Here is an 18,945-nt window from a genome sequence, read left to right as displayed (position 1 = left end):
CTCAGAGCCTCGCGGCGTGGATCGCCGTGACGAGGATCGCGCGGGCGCCGATGTCGTACAGCTGATCCATGATCTGGTTCACGCCCGTGCGTGGGATCATCACCCGCACGGCGACCCACTCCGGGTCGCGCAGCGGAGAGATCGTAGGCGACTCGATGCCCGGCGCGATCGCGACCGCCTGGTCGACGAGGGCCGCGGGCAGGTCGTAGTCGACCAGCACGAAGCGGCGGGCGACCATGACGCCGCGCAAGCGCCGCAGGAACGTGTCGGCACCTTCCGGATCGGTCGGTCCGGCGATGAGGACGGCTTCGGACTCGAGCAGGACCGGCCCGAAGATCTCGAGGCCCGCCTGACGCAGCGTCGTGCCGGTCGACACGACGTCGGCGACGGCGTCCGCGACCCCCAGTTGCACGGCGGATTCCACCGCGCCGTCGAGGGGAACGAGGTCCACGGCGACGCCGTGCGTGTCGAGGTAGCCGTCGACGAGCCCCGGGTACGCGGTCGCGACGCGGAGCCCGTGGAGGTCCTCGAGCGAGTGGAAGCGGCCGGGAGGGCCCGCGAAGCGGAACGTCGAGCCAGCGAAGCCGAGCTGCTCGATCTCGCGCGCGCCGGGCATCCGCGCGTCGAGGAGGAGATCGCGGCCGGTGATGCCGACGTCGAGGGCGCCCGACCCGACATAGGTCGCGATGTCCTTCGGGCGCAGGTAGAAGAACTCGACCTCGTTCTGCGGGTCGGAGACATACAGGTCTTTGGCGTCGCGTCGGCCGGTGTATCCGGCCTCCGCGAGCATGTCGGCGGCCGTGTCGGCCAGGGAGCCCTTGTTGGGCACGGCGATTCGCAGCATCGGATTGTGCTTTCGGGTCGTGGCGTACGGGAGGGTCGTTCGCTCACAGATGTCGGTAGACGTCCTCCAGCTGGAGACCCTTCGCGATCATCATCACCTGGAGGTGGTAAAGCAGCTGCGAGATCTCCTCGGCCGCGGCATCCTTCGACTCGTACTCGGCCGCCATCCACACCTCGGCGGCTTCCTCGACGATCTTCTTGCCGATCGCATGCACGCCCGCGTCGAGGCGGGCGACCGTGCCGGAACCGGCGGGTCGCTCGGCCGCGGTCGCGGTGAGCTCAGCGAACAGCGTGTCGAACGTCTTCACTGTTCCAGCGTAGCGAAGCCCCGAGGGGCCGAGGACCGCGTGACGGCTCAGTGCCGGTGCTGTGCTGCGGTTGCACGGAGCCCGGCGATCGCCGCCTCGGGGTCTGCGGCGCCGAAGACCGCGGAGCCGGCGACGAACGTGTCCGCGCCGGCCTCCGCCGCCTGCTCGATGGTGGATGCGGCGATCCCCCCGTCGACCTGCAGCCAGACCGCGCTCCCCCGCCTGCGGGCTTCGTCGGCGAGGCGCCGCAGCTTCGGCATCGTCTCCGGCATGAACGACTGCCCGCCGAAGCCGGGCTCGACCGTCATCACGAGGATCTGGTCGAAGTCGTCGAGGATGTCGTACAGGCCCTCGACCGGGGTGGCGGGCTTCACCGCGACGCCCGCGCGAGCGCCGATCGCCCGCAGACGCCGGGCGAGGGCGACCGGCTCGGTCGCCGCCTCGAGGTGGAAGGTGACGGATGCCGCGCCGAGCTCGGCGTAACCGGGGGCCCAGCGGTCCGGGTCGGCGATCATGAGATGCACGTCCAGGGGGATCGGGCTCGTGGCCTGCACGCGCTCCACCATCTGGGGACCGAACGTCAGATTCGGGACGAAGTGGTTGTCCATGACGTCGACATGGACGTAGTCGGCCGTGGCGATGCGGGCCAGGTCTGCCTGCATGTTCGCGAAATCGGCGGCGAGGATGCTGGGGTTGATGCGGGGCGCGGCGGGAAGTTCGGGCACGCGCCCATTATGACGGTCCGGGCGGGCGCGACCCGCTGGCCGTGCTCGCGCCGTGTCAACGCTTGCGGAACAGCGCGATGAACATCGCATCCGTCCCGTGCCGGTGCGGCCAGAGCTGCACGCGACCAGAGCCGTCCGACGGCGCCGCGAGATCGAGGGGCTCTCGCGCCACCGACTGCACGACCGCGCGTGCATCCAGCTCCTCGATCTCATCACCCCAGTCGCGTCTGAGGTCGGCGACGACGCTGCTCGTCTCCGCCAGGTGCGGGGAGCACGTCACGTACGCGAGGATGCCGCCCGGCTTCAGCGCGCCGATCGCCGTCGAGGCGAGCTCCCGCTGCAGCGCGACCAGTTCCGGCACGTCCGCGGGGCTCTTGCGCCAGCGGGCCTCCGGCCGGCGTCGCAGCGCTCCGAGCCCGGTGCAGGGCGCATCCACGAGGATGCGGTCGTAGGTCGCGAGGGAAGCGGATGCGCGGACCCGGCCGTCCTCTTCGCTGACCGGCACATCGAGCGGCACGGCGGCGAGGGCCTGCCGGACGAGACCCGCACGGACCGGCGAGATCTCGTTGGCCTCGAGTTGCGCGCCGTGTGCGAGCGCCTCGGCGGCCAGCAGCGCGGTCTTCCCACCCGGCCCCGCGCACAGGTCCAGCCAGCGCTCGCCGGGCCGGATCGGCGCGGCGTTTACAAGTGCGTAGGCCGCCAGCTGCGAGCCCTCGTCCTGCACGCGAAGGCGGCCTTCGGATCCCGAGACGATGGGTTCGGGATCGCCGCCGCCGGCCCGGAACCCGGTCGGCGAATACAGCGTCGGGGTCGCGTCGGCGGGGACCTCTGCCAAGCCCGGGAGGGCCGTCATCGTGACCCGAGGAGCCTCGTTGTCGGCGTGCAGCAGGTCTTCGAGCTCATCCGCCCTGCCCTCGGCGGCCAGAGCGCGGCGCAGCGCCCGGACGACCCAAACCGGATGCGCGCTCGACAGCCCGATGCGCTCGTCGTCCGAGCGGGCGGATGCTTCGACCCGCGCCATCCACTCCCCCGGCGTGTCGCGGGAGATGCGCCGGAGCACGGCGTTCGCGAACCCGGCCGCGCCTTTGCCGCGCGCAGAACGCACGAGGTCCACGGTCTCGTTCACCGCGGCGTGCGAGGCGATGCGAGTCGAGAGGAGCTGATGGACGCCGAGGCGGAGGGCGTCGAGCACCGGCGGGTCGATCTCGTGCGCGCCGCGATCGGCGGAGAGGGCGATGATCGCGTCGTACGTCCCCTGGCGGCGGAGCGTGCCGTACGTGAGCTCGGTCGCGAGACCCGCATCGGCTCCCGTGAGTCCGGCGGCGGCGATGGCCTTCGGGAGCACAAGGTTGGCGTAGGCGTCGGACTCGTGCACGGCCCGGAGCGTCTCGAACGCGACGGCGCGGGCGCTGCCGGTGCGCGGGTCGCGCCGCGGCCGCACGGGCGGGCGGTTGCGGCTGTGGTGTGCGGGCGCGCTCATCGCAGGACCACCGGTCCGACGGTGCGGAGCCCGCGCCACCAGTCCGCTGCCGCCATCGCGCCGCGGCCCGCGGGCTGGACGGTCACCAGCGCGATCGGCTCGTCCGCGGTCCCGACGAGGACAGCGCGTCCGCGCAGCTCGACCTGTCCGGGCGGGAGCTCGTCGCCGGAGTCGGCGGCCCGCGCGGCGAGGACCTTGAGACGCGTGCCATCGAGGTCGGAGTGGGCGCCGGGTTCCGGCGTGACGCCGCGGACCCGGTTCAGCACGGCGTGTGCGGACTCGCCCCAGCGGATCCAGCCGTCGTCGAGGCTGAGCTTGGGTGCGAAGGTGGGCGTGCCCTCCTGGGGCCTCGCGATCGCCGTGCCCGCGGCGAGGCCATCGACCACGCTGCGCAGAAGGTACGCGCCGCGGTGGGCGAGGGCGTCCAGGACGTCGCCGGACGTGGCATCGGGCTCGGGCCGGTACTCGATCGCGTCGAACACGTCGCCCGCGTCGAGTTCCGGGACGAGCTGGAACACCGCCGCGCCGACCACCGCGTCGCCCGCGATGAGGGCGTGCTGCACGGGCGCCGCACCCCGCCACAGCGGCAGCAGCGAGAAGTGCAGGTTGATCCAGCCGAGGCGCGGGGCCGAAAGGAGGGGTTCGCGGACGAGCCCTCCGTACGCGACGATGACACCCAGGTCGGGCTCGAGCGCCGCGATCTGTTCCGTGGCCGCCGCATCCAGACGATCCGTCTTGATGACCGGTAGGCCGAGCTCGTCCGCCGCACCCGCCGTCGGCGACGGGGTCATCACCCGCTTGCGCCCGAGCGGGGCATCGTTGCGGCTCACGACGCCGACGATCTCGTGCTCGGTCGCCGCCAGCAGGCGCAACGAGGGGACGGCCGGGTCGGGGGTCCCGGCGAAGACGACGCGCATGGATCTCCTCACAGCTCGGGCTCGAGCACGTCGAGCCGCACTCTGAGTGTATTGCGGGGGCGCGCCCCGCGGTCGCGGGGTGCTCGGCGCGACGTGAGAGCCGCATGGACGACCGAAGCCCGCAGGCTCTCCGCGACGGCCTTCCCCTGGCCGTAGTCGAACCGCACGAGGGCGCGCTGGGCCGCCGCATCCGCCCCCTCGATCCCGACCGGACCGACGAGGGCGTCGTCGGTGAGAGCGGGCACGGCTTCGCGGAGGGCGGCGAGTGCTGCGGTCATCGCGGCCGGTACGCCCTCGATCGCGGCGACACGGACCGCCGGTGGCATCCGAAGCGGTGCACGCACCGCGAGTTCGCCACGTGCGTACGCCGGCTGCGACCATGTCGCGAGGGCACGCGCGACGGGCCCGACGACCCCCGCGAGATGCACGGGCGCACCCGGATGCGCCAGGGCTGCGGCGTTCGACCACCAGCGCAGGCAGGACTCGCCGATCCGGAGATCCTCCGACATGAGCATCCGCTCGCCGTCCAGGAGGAGCACCGCGCGATAGCCGCCGTCGGCCACCGGCTCAGCGCCGCGGGTGGCGATCACGAGGGCAGGACGGGCGTCGACGCGAAGGACCTGATGTGCGCCGTCCGCGACGACGATCCGCACGCCGGGGAACGCGCGGCCGAGCTCGTCGGCGGTGCGCTCGCTGCCCGAGGACGCCATGCGCACCTTGGTGGAGCCGCAGTTTCCGCACGTCCAGGGATTCGCAGCGCGGCCGCACCAGGCGCATTCAGGCACGGATCCCGGTCGGCGCGCCCGCAGCGGCCCGCCGCAGTGCGCGCAGCGCGCCGGACGACGACAGTCCGCGCACACGAGCGTCGGGGCGTACCCCGGCCGAGCCACCTGCACGAGGACAGGACCGTCGGCGAGCGCGGCACGAGCGGCCGCCCAGGCTGCGGAGGGGATGCGGGCCCCTCGATCGTCGGGCGGACTCAGCACGACGCGCGCCGACTGACGCCGCGCGGCGGGGGCATCGTCGACCCATCCGATCGAGACGAGCCGTTCGACATCCGTCGTGCGCGTGTGACCGAGGAACAGGAGCGCCCCGCCCTCGAGCTCCTGGCGCACGAGTGCGGCGTCACGGGCGTGGACGCCCGGACTCAGGGGCTCCGCGAGCAGCGGGTCGCCGTCGTCCCACACCCCGACGAGCCCGAGGTCGGTCACCGGCGCGTAGACGGCCGAGCGATTGCCGAGGACGATGCAGGGGGCCGCTGCCAGCCGGCGCAGATACGCGCCGTAACGGGCGGGCCCGCTCTGGCGCGAATCGTCGCGGACGAGAGCGGATGCGGGCACCCTCCCTTCCAGGGCGGCAGCGACGGCGTCGAGGTCGCGATGGTCGGGTACCACGAGCACGACGCTGCGGCCGGCGGCGAGCACCTGCGTCGCGGCCGCTGCGAGCAGCGTCGCCCACCGCCCGACGGTCTCTCCGGACGGCAGCCGCGTCGGCGCCGGCGGTGCATCCACCGCCAGACGACGGCTCTCGGCGATGGCTTCGGCGAGTTGCGGGAACGGCTCGAGCTCGGCGCGTGCCCAGGCGACCGAATCGTCCGTCACCGGCTCGGCGACGGGCGGATCGGCGGCGCACCAGAGCTTCTCGACGCGCACCATGCGCTTGGGCACGGCGAGCCGGAGGACGTCGCCGGCCGAACCCGCCGCACGGTCGGCGACCCGGCGGGCGAGCGTATAGAGGCGCTCAGGGAGCACCGGCACCGACCCGACCACCGACTCGATCTCCGAGAGCGGCCGGGGCGCGGCATCCAGGCCTGCGAGGGCCCCATCGGTCTCGCGCTCGGCATCGCGCACGCCGACGACGAAGCCGTCGACGACGCGGCCCGCGGTGCGCAGCGGCACGCGGACGCGCACGCCGGGGACGGCGTCGCCCCGGAGCTCGGACGGCACCGCATAGTCGAACAGCCTGTCGAGCTGCGGCAGCGGCGAATCGATGAGCACCGACGCGATGCGCTGCGGCGCGGCGCCGGAAGTCATCGTGCTCCCGGCGTCAGAGGCCGGCCGCGCGACGCAGGTCGTCGACGCGGTCGAGACGCTCCCACGTGAAATCGGGCAGCTCGCGACCGAAATGCCCGAATGCGGCCGTCTGCCGGTAGATCGGGCGGAGGAGATCGAGGTCGTCGATGATCGCCTTGGGCCGCAGGTCGAACACCTCGCGGATCGCGCTGACGATCGCCTCGTCGGCGACATGCCCCGTGCCGAAGCTCTCGACGTACAGGCCGACGGGATGCGCCGCGCCGATGGCGTAAGCGACCTGGACCTCGAGGCGGTCGGCGAAGCCCGCCGCGACCGCGTTCTTCGCGACCCAGCGCATGGCGTACGCCGCCGAGCGGTCGACCTTCGACGGGTCCTTGCCGCTGAACGCACCGCCGCCGTGGCGCGAGGCCCCGCCGTAGGTGTCGATGATGATCTTGCGGCCGGTGAGGCCGGCATCGCCCTTCGGTCCGCCGATGACGAACGGGCCCGCAGGGTTCACGAGATACGTGACGTCGTCGTGGTCGAGCCCCGTCGTCGCCAGCACCGGGTCGATGACCTCGGCGCGCACGAGGGCGCGCAGCTCGTCCTGCGAGATGTCGGGGTGGTGCTGCGTCGAGAGCACGACCGACTCGATCGTCTTGGGCACGGCGCCCTCGTAGCCGAGGGTCACCTGGGTTTTGCCGTCAGGGCGCAGGAAGGGCAGCTCACCGCTGCGGCGCGCCTCGGAGAGACGCTCGGACAGGCGGTGAGCCGTCCAGATGGCCATCGGCATCAGCTGCGGCGTCTCGGTCGTCGCGTAGCCGAACATGATGCCCTGGTCGCCGGCGCCCTGCGCGTCGCGCGGGTCGACAGAGCCGCCCTCGCGGTGCTCGAGCGCGTTGCCGACACCGGCGGCGATATCGGGCGACTGCTGTCCGATCGACACGCTGACGCCGCACGAGTCGCCGTCGAAGCCCATGTCGCTCGACGTGTAGCCGATGCCGGTCACGACGTCGCGCACGATCGCCGGGATCTCGACGTAGGTGCTCGTGGACACCTCCCCGGCCACATGGACGAGCCCCGTCGTGACGAGGGTCTCGACCGCGACGCGCCCGTCGGGGTCGTCGGTGAGGATCGCGTCGAGGATGCTGTCGGAGATCTGGTCGCAGATCTTGTCGGGGTGGCCCTCGGTGACGGATTCGGAGGTGAACAGGCGCAGCTCGGTCATCGACGCTCCAGGATCGGGTGAGGCGGTTCTTCCAGTATGCCGACGGCCGGGGACATCGTCCCCGGCCGTGGCAACAGTGCGACTCGGATCACTCCGCGTGGCGGAGGCGGAGCTTGTCCTCGTTGATCTCGTGGAGGGCGACCGTGAGCGGCTTGTCCTCGACGGTGGAGTCGACGAGCGGCCCGACGTTGTCGAACAGGTTCCCCTCGTGCAGGTCGGAGTAGTAGTCGTTGATCTGACGCGCGCGCTTCGATGCGTAGATCACGAGCTGGTACTTCGAGTCGACCTTCTCGAGAAGGCTGTCGATCGCGGGCTCGATGATGCCCTGGTTGTTTCCGGCCATGGCGGAACCTCCTGGTTCGGATGTCGGCGGCAAAGAGGCGGCGCTCAGGCGCGCGGAAGCGCGCGCAAAGGCGCCTGAGCCAATTCTACGACCTCCGCGGCCGCTGTGGCGACATCCTCGTTCACGACGCGGTAGTCGAACTCGTTCTGGGCGGCCAGCTCGACCTTCGCGGTGCGCAGACGACGCGCCCGCTCCTCGGCGTCCTCGGTGCCTCGGCCGACGAGCCGCTGGACCAGTTCGTCCCAGCTCGGCGGAAGCAGGAACACCAGGGTCGCGTCCGGTGCGGCCGCCCGCACCTGGCGAGCGCCCTGCAGATCGATCTCGAGGAGAGCCGTGCCGCCCGCATCCACCACGTGCTCGATGGGCTCGCGAGGCGTCCCGTAGCGGTACTTGTTGTGGACGGTCGCGTGCTCGAGCAGCGCGCCGGTCGCCACGAGCCGATCGAACTCCGCATCGTCGACGAAGAAGTAGTGGATGCCGTCGACCTCGCCCGGGCGCGGGGGCCGCGTCGTCGCGGAGACGGACAGGTGGATGTCCGGGTGATGATCGCGGATGTGCGCGGCCACCGTGCCCTTGCCGACCGCGGTGGGACCCGCGAGCACGATGAGGCGGCTGCGGCCGCCCCGTGGCTCCGGCTCCGGCATCCGATCGTCCAGCCACTCCTGGAGGGCCACGCGCTGGCGGGAGCCGAGACCGCCCAGCCGCTTGACCGGGGAGATCGCGAGCGAGTCGAGGATGCGGTCGCGCTTTCCCTCCCCGATCGCCGGGAGCGACGTCAGGAAATCGGTGATGCGCAGGGTGCCGGCGGCTGAGGTCGGAGCCGCGGCGGCACGGGTGAGGACGGTCTGCGGGGAGACGACGCGAGTCGCGAGATCGCGCTTCAGGCTGGCGCGTGCGCGGCGGGCCGCGACGGCGTTGCGAGAGGCCGCGACCCGGTCGACCTCGGGCGGTCGCGCCGGCGCGCCGGGGGTGTGGGCCGGAGCCCCATTCAGCGGTCGTGCTGGCGCGCCGGGGGTTTGGGGCGGAGCCCCATCGAGCGGAGTTCGGGTGTCAGGCATGGGATCTTCAAGCGTACAGCGCGGCACGCTCCGCGATGCGCGCGGAGATCCCCTCCGGTCCCGCCGAGAGGATGCTGCGGCTCTCGCTCGCGACGACGTTCACGGCCACCGCGTCGAAGAGCCGGCCGAGGTCCGCGGGCCGCGCGCCCTGGAAGCCGAAGCCCGGCGCGAGGATGGGCGTCCCGGACAGCACCTCGTCGGTGAGGCCGAATGCGCCTCGGTCGAGCGTCGCCCCGACCACGAGGCCGAACGATCCGAGCTGTGCGCCGCCGTTGCGCTCGCCGACCTCCGCGGCGACCTGCGCCGCGACGGTGCGCTCCCCCGCCGCTGCGGACTGCAGCACCGCGCCCTCAGGATTGCTCGTGGCCGCGAGGACGAACAGGCCCTTGCCGTGCTGTGCGGCGACGTCGAACGTCCCGGACAGCGCGCCGACGCCGAGGTACGGGCTCACGGTCAGCGCGTCGGCCTCGAGCGGCGAGCCCGGAGTCAGCCACGCGCGGCCGTAGGCGTCCATCGTCGAGCCGATGTCCCCGCGCTTCGCATCCGCGATCACGAGGAGACCCGCCGCGCGGGCGGCGGCGAGCACATCCTCGAGGGCGGCGAACCCGGCCGATCCGTGCCGCTCGAAGAACGACACCTGCGGCTTCACGATTCCGACACGGCCGGCCGCCGCATCCACCGTCCGCAGCCCGAACTCCCGGGCGCCGGCGGCGGACTCCGGAAGCCCCCACTCGGCGAGCAGCGCCTCGTGCGGGTCGATGCCGACGCACAGCCGGCCGTGCGTGTGGAACGCGGCGGCCAGCCGTGCGCCGAAGTCGCTCACGAGCGGCTCGCTCGGGCCACCGCGTACTCCTGCAGGCTCGTGACCTCGTAGCCGTCCTGCATGGCGTCCATCGCCGTCACCGCGGCGCCGAGCGTCGCGATGGTCGTGAACAGCGCCTTGTCGGCGGCGACCGCCGCGGCGCGGATCTCGTAGCCGTCGGCACGGGCGGACATGCCGCTCGGAGTATTCACCACGATGTCGATCTCGCCGGCGTTGATGAGGTCGACGATGTTGCGCTCGCCGCCCTCCTGCGTCTCGCTGAATTTGCGGACCACGCCCACGTCGATGCCGTTGCGGGCGAGGATCTCCGCCGTGCCCTCGGTCGCGACGAGCGTGAAGCCGAGCTGCTGCAGCCGGTGCGCGGGGAGGATGACGGCACGCTTGTCGCCGTCGGCGACCGAGATGAAGACGGTGCCGGACAGTGGCATCCCGCCGTAAGCGGCGTCCTGGCTCTTCGCGAACGCGGTCGGGAAGTCGCGGTCGATGCCCATGACCTCGCCGGTCGAGCGCATCTCGGGGCCCAGTACGGAGTCGACGGTGTGGCCCTCCTTCGTGCGGAAGCGCTTGAAAGGCAGCACGGCCTCCTTGACGGCGACCGGGGCGTCCAGCGGCACGCGTGAGCCGTCGAGGGTGGGCAGCAGCCCCTCCGCCTTGAGCTCCGCGATCGTCCCACCGGCCATGATGCGCGACGCGGCCTTCGCGAGCGGGATGCCGAGCGCCTTCGAGACGAACGGCACCGTGCGGCTCGCGCGCGGGTTCGCCTCGATCACATAGAGGACGTCGGCGCTGATGGCGAACTGGACGTTCAGGAGCCCGCGCACGCCGATGCCCTCCGCGATCGCGAGGGTCGCCTCGCGGACGCGGTCGACGTCGGTGCGGCCGAGGCTCACCGGCGGCAGGGTGCAGCTGGAATCGCCGGAGTGGATGCCGGCCTCCTCGAGGTGCTCCATGACGCCGCCGACGTACAGCTCGGCGCCGTCGTACAGCGCGTCGACGTCGATCTCGATCGCATCGTCGAGGAAGCGGTCGACGAGCAGCGGCGCGCCGGGCCCGATGATCGCCTGGTCGGCGACGCGCACGAAGTAGTCGCGCAGCGTGGCGGTGTCGTAGACGATCTCCATGCCGCGGCCGCCGAGCACGAAGCTCGGGCGCACGAGCACCGGGTAGCCGATGTCTTCGGCGATCGCGACGGCGCCCTCGACGTCCGTGGCTGTGCCGTGCCGGGGGGCGACGAGGCCCGCGGCGTCGAGGATGCCGCTGAACAGGCTCCGCTCCTCCGCGAGGTCGATGGCCTCGGGGCTCGTGCCGAGGATCGCGTACCCGGCATCCTGGATGCCCTTCGCGAGACCGAGCGGCGTCTGGCCGCCCAACTGGCAGACCACGCCGAGGATCTTGCCGGACTGCGCCTCCGCGTGCAGGACCTCGAGGACGTCCTCGAGGGTCAGCGGCTCGAAGTACAGCCGGTCACTCGTGTCGTAGTCGGTGGACACCGTCTCGGGGTTGCAGTTGACCATGACGGTCTCGTATCCGGCGTCGGCGAGGGCGAAGGACGCGTGCACGCAGGAGTAGTCGAACTCGACGCCCTGGCCGATGCGGTTCGGGCCCGAGCCGATGATGACGACCTTCGTGCGCTCGGACGGCCGGACCTCGGTCTCGAAGTCGTAGCTCGAGTAGTGGTAGGGCGTCAGCGCGGGGAACTCGCCGGCGCACGTGTCCACCGTCTTGTACACGGGGCGCACGCCCAGGCCGTGACGCACGCCGCGGACCTCGGCCTCGCTCTCATCGCGCAGCTGCGCGATCTGGGCGTCGCTGAGGCCGTGCTCCTTCGCGATGCGGAGGGTCGCGGCATCCAGCTCCGGCGCCTTGCCGACGAACTCGGCGACCTCGTTGATCAGCACGATCTGGTCGAGGAACCACGGGTCGATCTTGGTCGCCTCGAACAGCTGCTCGACGGTCGCACCCTTGCGCAGCGCCTGCTGCACGAGGATGATCCGGCCGTCGGTCGGGACCTTCGACGCCTCGACGAGCTCGGCGACCGAGCGCGGCTCCTCGCCCCAGTGGAAGCTCGACCCGCGCTTCTCCAGCGAGCGGAGCGCCTTGTTCAGCGCCGTCGAGAAGTTGCGGCCGATCGCCATCGCCTCGCCGACCGACTTCATGGTGGTCGTGAGGGTCGTGTCCGCGTTCGGGAACTTCTCGAAGTTGAAGCGAGGGACCTTCACGACGACGTAGTCGAGCGTCGGCTCGAAGCTCGCGGGGGTCGCCTGCGTGATGTCGTTGGGCACCTCGTCGAGGCGGTAGCCGATCGCGAGCTTCGCGGCGAGCTTGGCGATCGGGAACCCCGTCGCCTTCGACGCGAGCGCCGACGAGCGCGACACCCGCGGGTTCATCTCGATGACGATGATGCGCCCGTTGTCGGGGTTCACCGCGAACTGGATGTTGCAGCCGCCGGTGTCGACGCCCACGGCGCGGATGATGTCGATGCCGATGTCGCGCAGCTTCTGGTACTCGCGGTCGGTGAGGGTCAGCGCCGGGGCGACCGTGATCGAGTCGCCCGTGTGGACGCCGACCGGGTCGACGTTCTCGATCGAGCAGACGACGACCGTGTTGTCGGCCGTGTCGCGCATGAGCTCGAGCTCGTACTCCTTCCAGCCGAGGATCGACTCCTCGAGGAGCACCTCGTTGGTGGGCGAGTCGTGGAGGCCCGCGCCGCCGATGCGACGGAGGTCCGCCTCGTCGTATGCGAAGCCGGAGCCGAGGCCGCCCATCGTGAACGAGGGGCGGACGACGAGCGGGTAGCCGAGCTTCTCAGCCCCGGCGAGGAGGTCTTCCATCGAGTGGCAGATCACGGAGTCCGCGACATCCGCCCCCGCCTCGATCACGAGCTCCTTGAAGATCTGGCGGTCCTCGCCCTTCTGGATGGCATCGACCTTGGCGCCGATGAGCTCGACGCCGTACTTGTCGAGGATCCCCTGCGCGTGCAGGGCCATCGCGGCGTTCAGGGCCGTCTGGCCGCCGAGGGTCGGCAGGATCGCATCCGGCTTCTCCTTCGCGATGATCGTCTCGATCACGGCGGGCGTGATCGGCTCGATGTAGGTCGCGTCGGCGAAGTCTGGGTCGGTCATGATCGTGGCCGGGTTGGAGTTGACGAGGATGACGCGTACGCCCTCTTCGCGCAGCACGCGGCAGGCCTGCGTCCCCGAGTAGTCGAACTCGCACGCCTGGCCGATCACGATCGGCCCGGATCCGATGACCAGGACGCTCTTGATGTCGTCGCGCTTAGGCATTCTTGTGGGTCTCCAGGTTGGCGACGACCAGGTCGCGGAAGCGGTCGAAGAGGTAGTTGGCGTCGTGCGGGCCTGCCGCCGCCTCCGGGTGGTACTGGACCGAGAACGCCGGGATGTCGAGGGCGCGCAGCCCTTCGACGACACGGTCGTTGAGGCCGATGTGGCTGACCTCGACGCGGCCGTAGCCGTTCGGACTCTCCACTTCGCCCTCGATCGGCGCGTCGACCGCGAAGCCGTGGTTGTGCGCCGTGATCTCGACGCGGCCCGTCGCCTTGTCGAGCACGGGCTGGTTGATGCCGCGGTGGCCGAAGGGCAGCTTGTACGTGCCGAAGCCGAGGGCGCGGCCGAGGAGCTGGTTGCCGAAGCAGATGCCGAAGAACGGCAGCCGCTCGTCGAGGACGGCGCGCAGCAGCTCGACGTGGTCGCCCGAGGCCGCGGGATCGCCCGGTCCGTTCGAGTAGAAGACGGCGACAGGGTCGATCGCGCGGATGTCGTCGATCGTGACGTCCTGCGGCAGGACGTGCACGTCGAAGCCCCGCGCGGCGAGGTTGTCGATCGTCGCCTGCTTGACGCCGAGGTCGAGGACGGCGAGGTTGCCGATCCGCTCCCCTGTCGCCCGGGTCACCTCGGCGGTGGCCACCGAGACCTCGGCGGAGAGGTTCAGGCCGGCCATCTGCGGCGCCTCGCGCACGATGCGCACCTGCTCGTCCGGGTCGATGGATGCGGCGTCCCCGGAGAAGATCCCGCCGCGCATGCTGCCCGCGGACCGGATGTGCCGGGTGACCGCGCGGGTGTCGATGCCGCTGATCCCGACGATGCCGTCGTTCACGAGGGCGTCGTCGAGCGACTCGTCGGCGCGCCAGTTAGACACGACGCGGGAGGGGTCGCGCACGATGTAGCCCGCGACCCAGATGCGGCGCGATTCCGGGTCTTCGTCGTTCATGCCGGTGTTGCCGATGTGCGGCGCCGTCTGCAGCACGATCTGGCCGGCGTAGGACGGGTCGGTGAGGGTCTCCTGGTAGCCGGTCATGCCGGTGGCGAAGACGACCTCGCCCAGGGTCGTGCCGCGGGCGCCATAGGCGCGTCCGACGTGGCGGGTGCCGTCCTCGAGGACGAGGACGGCGGGGTCTGTGGTGAAGGTCATGCGTCGGCTCCTGTCTGGGAGTCTGTGGCGGATGCGGGGCCCGATCCGGTGTCGGGGCCCTGCGCAGATTCGGGGAGGATGTCGTGGATCGCGTCCGCGAGGGCGCGGGCCGAGGCATCCGTCGGGCGGAAGTACGAGTCGACCGTCGTGTCGGCGTCGGTGCGCCACACGAGGCGGACGAGACCGTCCTTCTCGACGACGCGGTCGATCACGACCGTCGACTGGCCGACCTCGATGATGCGGTCCGGGCTGAGGACGAAGCGGGTCTTTCCGCCGAGGTCGACCTCGACACCCGCATCCGCGATCACGACCGCGGCGAACGACCGCATGCCGAGCCCGGGCGCGGCCAGCCGCTCCAGCGGCTCGTCGTGCCGAGTCGTGGCGACGTAGAGCGTGTCGAACGATGCGTGCACGTGCGCATCCGCGGGAAGCTCTCCGGCTGTGAAGAGCGGGGTGGCGTCGCGCTTCGCGCGGCGGCTCCAGCCCCACAGCGCACCCGCGCCGACGGCTGCGACGAACAGGACGATGAGGATCGTCGCCGTCACATGGCTCACGCGAGGACTCCAGCCTCGGCCAGGACGCCGTCCGCGACGGTGGGCACACCGCGGTGCAGCGTCCACACCACGCGCCCGGGCAGCTCGCGCCCGAGGTACGGCGAGTTGCGGCTGCGGCCGCGGAGGTCGTCGGAGCCGAAGACCGCGGCGACCGACGGGTCGTGGAACGTCAGCTCCGCCGGCTCCCCGACGGCGATCGGGCGCCCGTGACCGTCCAGGCGGCCGATCTGCGCGGGCGTGCGCGACATCACGCGCGCGACGTCGGCCCACTCGAGCAGTCCGGTGTCGACCATGGCCTGCTGGACGACGCGGAGCGCGCTCTCCAGGCCCACCATGCCGTTCGCGGCCGCCTGCCACTCGCACGACTTCGCCTCGTCCGGATGAGGAGCGTGGTCCGTGGCGACGATGTCGATCGTGCCGTCGGCGAGCCCCTGGCGCACCGCGAGGACGTCCTCGTCGCGGCGCAGCGGCGGATTGACCTTGAAGCGCGCGTCGTAGCCGCGCACGAGCTCTTCCGTGAGGAGCAGGTGGTGAGGGGTGACCTCGGCGGTGACCGGGATGCCGCGGGCCTTGGCCCAGCGGATGATGTCGACCGAGCCTGCCGTCGACAGGTGGCACACGTGCAGGCGCGAGCCGACGTGCTGGGCGAGGAGCACGTCGCGGGCGATGATCGACTCCTCGGCGACCGCGGGCCAGCCGGCGAGGCCGAGCTCGGCCGAGACGGCGCCCTCGTTCATCTGCGCGCCCTCGGTGAGGCGCGGGTCCTGTGCGTGCTGTGCGATCACGCCGTCGAAGGCCTTCACGTACTCGAGCGCGCGGCGCATGATGAGCGGGTCGGACACGCAGAAGCCGTCGTCGCTGAAGACACGCACCCGGGCGCGCGAACGGGCCATCGCACCGAGCTCCGCGAGGCGCTCGCCCTTCTGACCGACGGTGACGGCGCCGATCGGCTGGACCGTGACGTAGCCCGCGACCTCGCCGAGAGACAGCTCCTGCTCCACGACACCGGCGGTGTCGGCCACCGGCGAAGTGTTGGGCATCGCGAAGACGGCCGTGTATCCACCGGCGGCAGCCGCGCGCGACCCGGTGAGGATCGTCTCCGACGCCTCGTATCCCGGCTCGCGGAGGTGCGTGTGGAGGTCGACGAGACCGGGCAGCGCCACGAGTCCGTCGACGTCCACGACGGTCGCGCCGGCCCGCGAGAGACCCGTGCCGACCTCGGCGATGCGGTCTCCCTCGACGAGGATATCGGCGGTGTCGCCGCCCTCGATGCGGGCGCCGCGGTAGATCGTGGTGCCGGGGCTGCCGGCATCCGGGTGAAGGGCGGTCATCGGGCGTCCTCCTTCTCGTTGCGCTCGCCTGCCAGCAGCAGGTACAGCGCGGCCATCCGCACCGAGACGCCGTTCGCGACCTGCTCGAGCACGGTCGAACGCGGCGAATCGGCGGCGTCGGCGGAGATCTCCAGCCCCCGGTTCATGGGTCCGGGGTGCATCACAATGCTATCGGCGGGCAGGGCCGCCAGCCGGTCGGCGTCGAGGCCCCATGTGCGCGTGTATTCGCGCTCGTTCGGGAAGTACGCGGCGTTCATCCGCTCGAGCTGGATGCGCAGCATCATGAGCGCATCGGGGCCGTCGGCGATCGCCTCGTCCAGGTCGAACAGGATGCGGGCGGGCCACGCCGTGACGTCCTGCGGGATCAGCGTCGGCGGACCCACGAGCGTCACCTCGGCGCCCAGGGTGTTCAGCAGCCACACGTTCGAGCGGGCGACGCGCGAGTGCAGGATGTCGCCGACGACCGTGACGCGGAAGCCTTCCAGGTCCCGCCCGCGGCTGTCCGCGCCGTAGCGACGCTTGCGCATCGAGTACGCGTCGAGGAGCGCCTGCGTGGGGTGCTCGTGCGTGCCGTCGCCGGCGTTCAGGACGCTCCCCGTGATCCAGCCGCTCGTCGCGAGCGTGCGGGGGGCCCCCGACGCGCCGTGGCGGATGACCACCGCATCCGCCCCCATCGCCTGAAGCGTCTGCGCGGTGTCCTGCAGGGACTCGCCCTTCGAGACGCTCGATCCCTTCGCGGAGAAGTTGATGACATCGGCCGACAGGCGCTTGGCCGCCGCCTCGAAGGAGATGCGCGTGCGCGTCGAGTCCTCGAAGAAGAGGTTCACGACGGTCTTGCCGCGCAGAGCCGGCAGCTTCTTGACCTCGCGTTGCTGCGCGTCGGCCATGTCCTCCGCGACATCGAGGATGCGGAGGGCGTCCTCGCGGGAGAGGGTCTTCGTGTCGAGCAGATGCCGCATCCCGGTCACTCCCCCTCGATCGTGACGGCGTCGTCGCCGTCGACCTCGATGAGCCGCACCCGGACGCGCTCGTCGCGCGCGCTCGGCAGGTTCTTGCCGACGAAGTCGGGGCGGATGGGGAGCTCGCGGTGCCCGCGGTCGACGAGCGTCGCGAGACGCACGATCGCGGGGCGGCCGATGTCCTGCAGGGCATCGAGCGCGGCGCGGATGCTGCGCCCGGAGAACAGGACGTCGTCGACGAGGACGACGACTTTGCCGTCGATCCCGCCGGCCGGGATCTGCGTGGGCTGCGGAGTGCGCGTCGGGTTGCGGTGCAGATCGTCGCGGTACATCGTGACGTCGAGGGCGCCGGTGGGGATCGCCTCCCCCGAGATCTCGCCGAGCAGGCGCGCGATGCGCTGGGCGAGGGTGACGCCGCGAGTCGGGATGCCGAGGAGCACCAGACCGTCGGGCCCCTTGTTGGACTCCAGGATCTCGTGGGAGATCCGAGTCAGGGCACGGGCGATGTCGGCTTCGTGCAGCACGGTACGTGCGCTCATCCGCCGCTCCCTTCTCCGCCTCACAGGACGGGCTTAAAGGTTGCTAGTCCCCTCAGTCTAGCGAAGGGGCGGGACGGATCCTGACGATCCGCCCCGCCCCTTCGCACAGCCGGTCAGCTCTTCTTCGGAGCCGCCTTCAGGGCGCGCGATGCGACGACGAGCGCGGCGCACACGAGCACGACGTCCTTCAGGATGTACTGCGCGGTGAGCGTGGGTGCCGGCGTGAACAGGTCGCCGGTGAAGAACACGAGCGGCGACAGGATGCCGACGAACGTGACGGCCAGCAGCGCCAGTGCGAAGCGCTGGAAGGCGCCGACGACGAGCAGGATGCCGACGAGCGACTCCATCGCCGCCGTGATCGCCAGCGCCGGGTATCCCGTGACCATGCCGAACGACAGCACGTTCCACGTACGGGCGACGAGAGCCTCGATCGGGCTCACGCCCGGGAGGAACTTCAGGACGCCGAACACGAGGAAGACGAGCCCGAGCGCGATCCGCAGCATCGGGATGGACCAGCGTTCGAGCAGCGTCTTCACGCCGCCCTCCAGCTGCGCCTCGAGCCGCATCGCCTTCGCGAACGCGGATTCACGGGTCGGAGCCGCCGTGGTCACGGCTCCTGTACGGACAGGGATGGTGGTCATTGTGCGACTCCTCAGTCGATAAGTCCCACGATTGTGGGAACCGCAGACTAGGAGCCGCCCTCCCCGACGGTGATACGCGGATCCGGATGTATCACCCCGCTGTTCCGAGGCTCTGAAGAGGCATCGGCGCAGCGCCGATGTGCGGCGCGCCACGGCGCCGTCGCACGCTCGAGACCACCAGAGGAGAACCGTGTCCCTGTTCGTCCGCCGCGCCGAGGTGTTCCTCGACGCCGCCACCGTGCTGTGGCTCTGCACGTTCGTGATCACGTGGTTCGGAATGGGGATCGGCGACGACGGGTGGTCCGTCTCCCGCTATCTCCTCTCGTCGGCGTTCATCGCGCTCGCGGCGCTGGCCACGACAGGTGCGCTCGTGGGACTGAGCGCCCGCCGCGCCGGCCGGATGGATGCGCCATCGCTCGCCATCGGCGGCCTCGGCCTCCTGTCCGCCGTCGCAGCAGCTCTGCTCGCCTGGGTCGTCGGGATCTGGCTGCCGCTGCTCGCCGCAGCGCTCGTCTGGACGCTCGCGCGGACCCGCCACCAGCCGGCGATGTCGCACCGTGTCAGTCTCGCTCTGCTCATCGTCGTCCCCATCCTCGGCGTGGGGGCCATCGCTACCTCCGCCCTGTCCTTCACGACCGGCGGCACGGAGCCGCTCCTCTGGGGGCTCGTCGCCGCGTTCGCAGCCGCGCACATCGTCGGCTTGGTGTCCGCGACCGCGCGACTCGGCCGCGACGCACGGCACGCGGCGGCCTGACC

The 18,945-nt window shown here is 71.4% G+C and carries 18 protein-coding genes; 1 reads left to right on the top strand and 17 read right to left on the bottom strand.

Annotated features, from left to right (window positions below):
• Position 1: 1 nt before the first annotated feature.
• The 17 genes from hisG to QSV35_RS10610 all read right to left on the bottom strand — a co-directional run bounded on the left by hisG (position 2) and on the right by QSV35_RS10610 (position 18,189).
• Positions 2-844 carry an ATP phosphoribosyltransferase gene (gene hisG, locus QSV35_RS10690; protein WP_286288727.1) on the bottom strand — a complete coding sequence of 281 codons (843 nt, stop codon included), beginning with the start codon at positions 842-844 and terminating at the stop codon, positions 2-4.
• 43 nt (positions 845-887) lie between these two features.
• The gene (locus QSV35_RS10685) at positions 888-1,151 is read right to left on the bottom strand and encodes a phosphoribosyl-ATP diphosphatase (RefSeq protein ID WP_286288726.1); all 264 of its coding nucleotides are present in this window, start codon (positions 1,149-1,151) and stop codon (positions 888-890) included.
• 47 nt (positions 1,152-1,198) lie between these two features.
• Positions 1,199-1,876 carry a ribulose-phosphate 3-epimerase gene (rpe, locus tag QSV35_RS10680; protein ID WP_286288725.1) on the bottom strand — a complete coding sequence of 226 codons (678 nt, stop codon included), beginning with the start codon at positions 1,874-1,876 and terminating at the stop codon, positions 1,199-1,201.
• Between the two features lie 55 nt (positions 1,877-1,931).
• On the bottom strand, positions 1,932-3,356 hold the full coding sequence (locus QSV35_RS10675; RefSeq protein WP_286288724.1) for an RsmB/NOP family class I SAM-dependent RNA methyltransferase: 1,425 nt from the start codon (positions 3,354-3,356) through the stop codon (positions 1,932-1,934).
• Positions 3,353-4,273 (bottom strand): methionyl-tRNA formyltransferase, encoded by a 921-nt coding sequence (gene fmt, locus QSV35_RS10670; RefSeq protein WP_286288722.1) that lies wholly within the window; start codon positions 4,271-4,273, stop codon positions 3,353-3,355. The genes QSV35_RS10675 and fmt overlap by 4 nt, the downstream gene beginning before the upstream one ends.
• An 8-nt stretch (positions 4,274-4,281) precedes the next feature.
• Positions 4,282-6,306, bottom strand: coding sequence for a primosomal protein N' family DNA-binding protein (locus tag QSV35_RS10665; RefSeq protein ID WP_286288721.1), 2,025 nt, complete (start codon positions 6,304-6,306; stop codon positions 4,282-4,284).
• Positions 6,307-6,319: 13 nt separating this feature from the next.
• Positions 6,320-7,513 (bottom strand): methionine adenosyltransferase, encoded by a 1,194-nt coding sequence (gene metK, locus QSV35_RS10660; protein ID WP_286288719.1) that lies wholly within the window; start codon positions 7,511-7,513, stop codon positions 6,320-6,322.
• An 88-nt stretch (positions 7,514-7,601) separates the two neighbouring features.
• Positions 7,602-7,856: a DNA-directed RNA polymerase subunit omega gene (gene rpoZ, locus QSV35_RS10655; RefSeq protein WP_286288718.1), complete on the bottom strand. Its 255-nt coding sequence runs from the start codon at positions 7,854-7,856 to the stop codon at positions 7,602-7,604.
• Between the two features lie 44 nt (positions 7,857-7,900).
• Positions 7,901-8,914, bottom strand: a complete 1,014-nt coding sequence (gene gmk / locus QSV35_RS10650; RefSeq protein WP_286288717.1) for a guanylate kinase — start codon at positions 8,912-8,914, stop codon at positions 7,901-7,903.
• 7 nt (positions 8,915-8,921) lie between these two features.
• Positions 8,922-9,737, bottom strand: a complete 816-nt coding sequence (gene pyrF, locus QSV35_RS10645; RefSeq protein ID WP_286288716.1) for an orotidine-5'-phosphate decarboxylase — start codon at positions 9,735-9,737, stop codon at positions 8,922-8,924.
• Positions 9,734-13,021 (bottom strand): carbamoyl-phosphate synthase large subunit, encoded by a 3,288-nt coding sequence (gene carB, locus QSV35_RS10640; protein ID WP_286288715.1) that lies wholly within the window; start codon positions 13,019-13,021, stop codon positions 9,734-9,736. The genes pyrF and carB overlap by 4 nt, the downstream gene beginning before the upstream one ends.
• On the bottom strand, positions 13,014-14,165 hold the full coding sequence (gene carA / locus QSV35_RS10635) for a glutamine-hydrolyzing carbamoyl-phosphate synthase small subunit (protein ID WP_286288714.1): 1,152 nt from the start codon (positions 14,163-14,165) through the stop codon (positions 13,014-13,016). The genes carB and carA overlap by 8 nt, the downstream gene beginning before the upstream one ends.
• On the bottom strand, positions 14,162-14,719 hold the full coding sequence (locus tag QSV35_RS10630; RefSeq protein ID WP_286288713.1) for a PH-like domain-containing protein: 558 nt from the start codon (positions 14,717-14,719) through the stop codon (positions 14,162-14,164). Before QSV35_RS10630 ends, carA begins: the two co-directional genes overlap by 4 nt.
• Positions 14,716-16,050 carry a dihydroorotase gene (locus QSV35_RS10625; protein WP_286288712.1) on the bottom strand — a complete coding sequence of 445 codons (1,335 nt, stop codon included), beginning with the start codon at positions 16,048-16,050 and terminating at the stop codon, positions 14,716-14,718. The genes QSV35_RS10630 and QSV35_RS10625 overlap by 4 nt, the downstream gene beginning before the upstream one ends.
• Positions 16,047-17,009 (bottom strand): aspartate carbamoyltransferase catalytic subunit, encoded by a 963-nt coding sequence (locus tag QSV35_RS10620; RefSeq protein ID WP_286288711.1) that lies wholly within the window; start codon positions 17,007-17,009, stop codon positions 16,047-16,049. The genes QSV35_RS10625 and QSV35_RS10620 overlap by 4 nt, the downstream gene beginning before the upstream one ends.
• 5 nt (positions 17,010-17,014) lie before the next feature.
• Entirely contained in the window at positions 17,015-17,548 is a 534-nt protein-coding gene (gene pyrR, locus QSV35_RS10615) for a bifunctional pyr operon transcriptional regulator/uracil phosphoribosyltransferase PyrR (protein ID WP_286288710.1), read from the bottom strand.
• A 113-nt stretch (positions 17,549-17,661) separates the two neighbouring features.
• Positions 17,662-18,189, bottom strand: a complete 528-nt coding sequence (locus QSV35_RS10610; protein ID WP_286288709.1) for a DoxX family protein — start codon at positions 18,187-18,189, stop codon at positions 17,662-17,664.
• Positions 18,190-18,379: 190 nt separating this feature from the next.
• Between QSV35_RS10610 and QSV35_RS10605 the strand changes: the two genes are divergently transcribed.
• A complete protein-coding gene (locus QSV35_RS10605) occupies positions 18,380-18,943 on the top strand; it encodes a hypothetical protein (protein WP_286288708.1) in 564 nt (187 codons plus the stop codon).
• Positions 18,944-18,945 lie beyond the last annotated feature (2 nt).

Source organism: Microbacterium candidum, assembly GCF_030315975.1.
In the GTDB taxonomy this organism is placed as follows: domain Bacteria; phylum Actinomycetota; class Actinomycetes; order Actinomycetales; family Microbacteriaceae; genus Microbacterium; species Microbacterium candidum.
Note: the sequence above shows the minus strand (reverse complement) of the source record. Positions and strands in the feature narration are given on the sequence as shown.

Bases quoted from the DNA above. Each gene is read 5' to 3' on its own strand.
- hisG (WP_286288727.1), bottom strand. From the start codon at position 844: ATGCTGCGAATCGCCGTGCCCAACAAGGGCTCCCTGGCCGACACGGCC.
- QSV35_RS10675 (WP_286288724.1), bottom strand. From the start codon at position 3,356: ATGAGCGCGCCCGCACACCACAGCCGCAACCGCCCGCCCGTGCGGCCG.
- fmt (WP_286288722.1), bottom strand. From the start codon at position 4,273: ATGCGCGTCGTCTTCGCCGGGACCCCCGACCCGGCCGTCCCCTCGTTG.
- QSV35_RS10665 (WP_286288721.1), bottom strand. From the start codon at position 6,306: ATGACTTCCGGCGCCGCGCCGCAGCGCATCGCGTCGGTGCTCATCGAT.
- metK (WP_286288719.1), bottom strand. From the start codon at position 7,513: ATGACCGAGCTGCGCCTGTTCACCTCCGAATCCGTCACCGAGGGCCAC.
- rpoZ (WP_286288718.1), bottom strand. From the start codon at position 7,856: ATGGCCGGAAACAACCAGGGCATCATCGAGCCCGCGATCGACAGCCTT.
- gmk (WP_286288717.1), bottom strand. From the start codon at position 8,914: ATGCCTGACACCCGAACTCCGCTCGATGGGGCTCCGCCCCAAACCCCC.
- carB (WP_286288715.1), bottom strand. From the start codon at position 13,021: ATGCCTAAGCGCGACGACATCAAGAGCGTCCTGGTCATCGGATCCGGG.
- carA (WP_286288714.1), bottom strand. From the start codon at position 14,165: ATGACCTTCACCACAGACCCCGCCGTCCTCGTCCTCGAGGACGGCACC.
- QSV35_RS10625 (WP_286288712.1), bottom strand. From the start codon at position 16,050: ATGACCGCCCTTCACCCGGATGCCGGCAGCCCCGGCACCACGATCTAC.
- QSV35_RS10620 (WP_286288711.1), bottom strand. From the start codon at position 17,009: ATGCGGCATCTGCTCGACACGAAGACCCTCTCCCGCGAGGACGCCCTC.
- pyrR (WP_286288710.1), bottom strand. From the start codon at position 17,548: ATGAGCGCACGTACCGTGCTGCACGAAGCCGACATCGCCCGTGCCCTG.
- QSV35_RS10610 (WP_286288709.1), bottom strand. From the start codon at position 18,189: ATGACCACCATCCCTGTCCGTACAGGAGCCGTGACCACGGCGGCTCCG.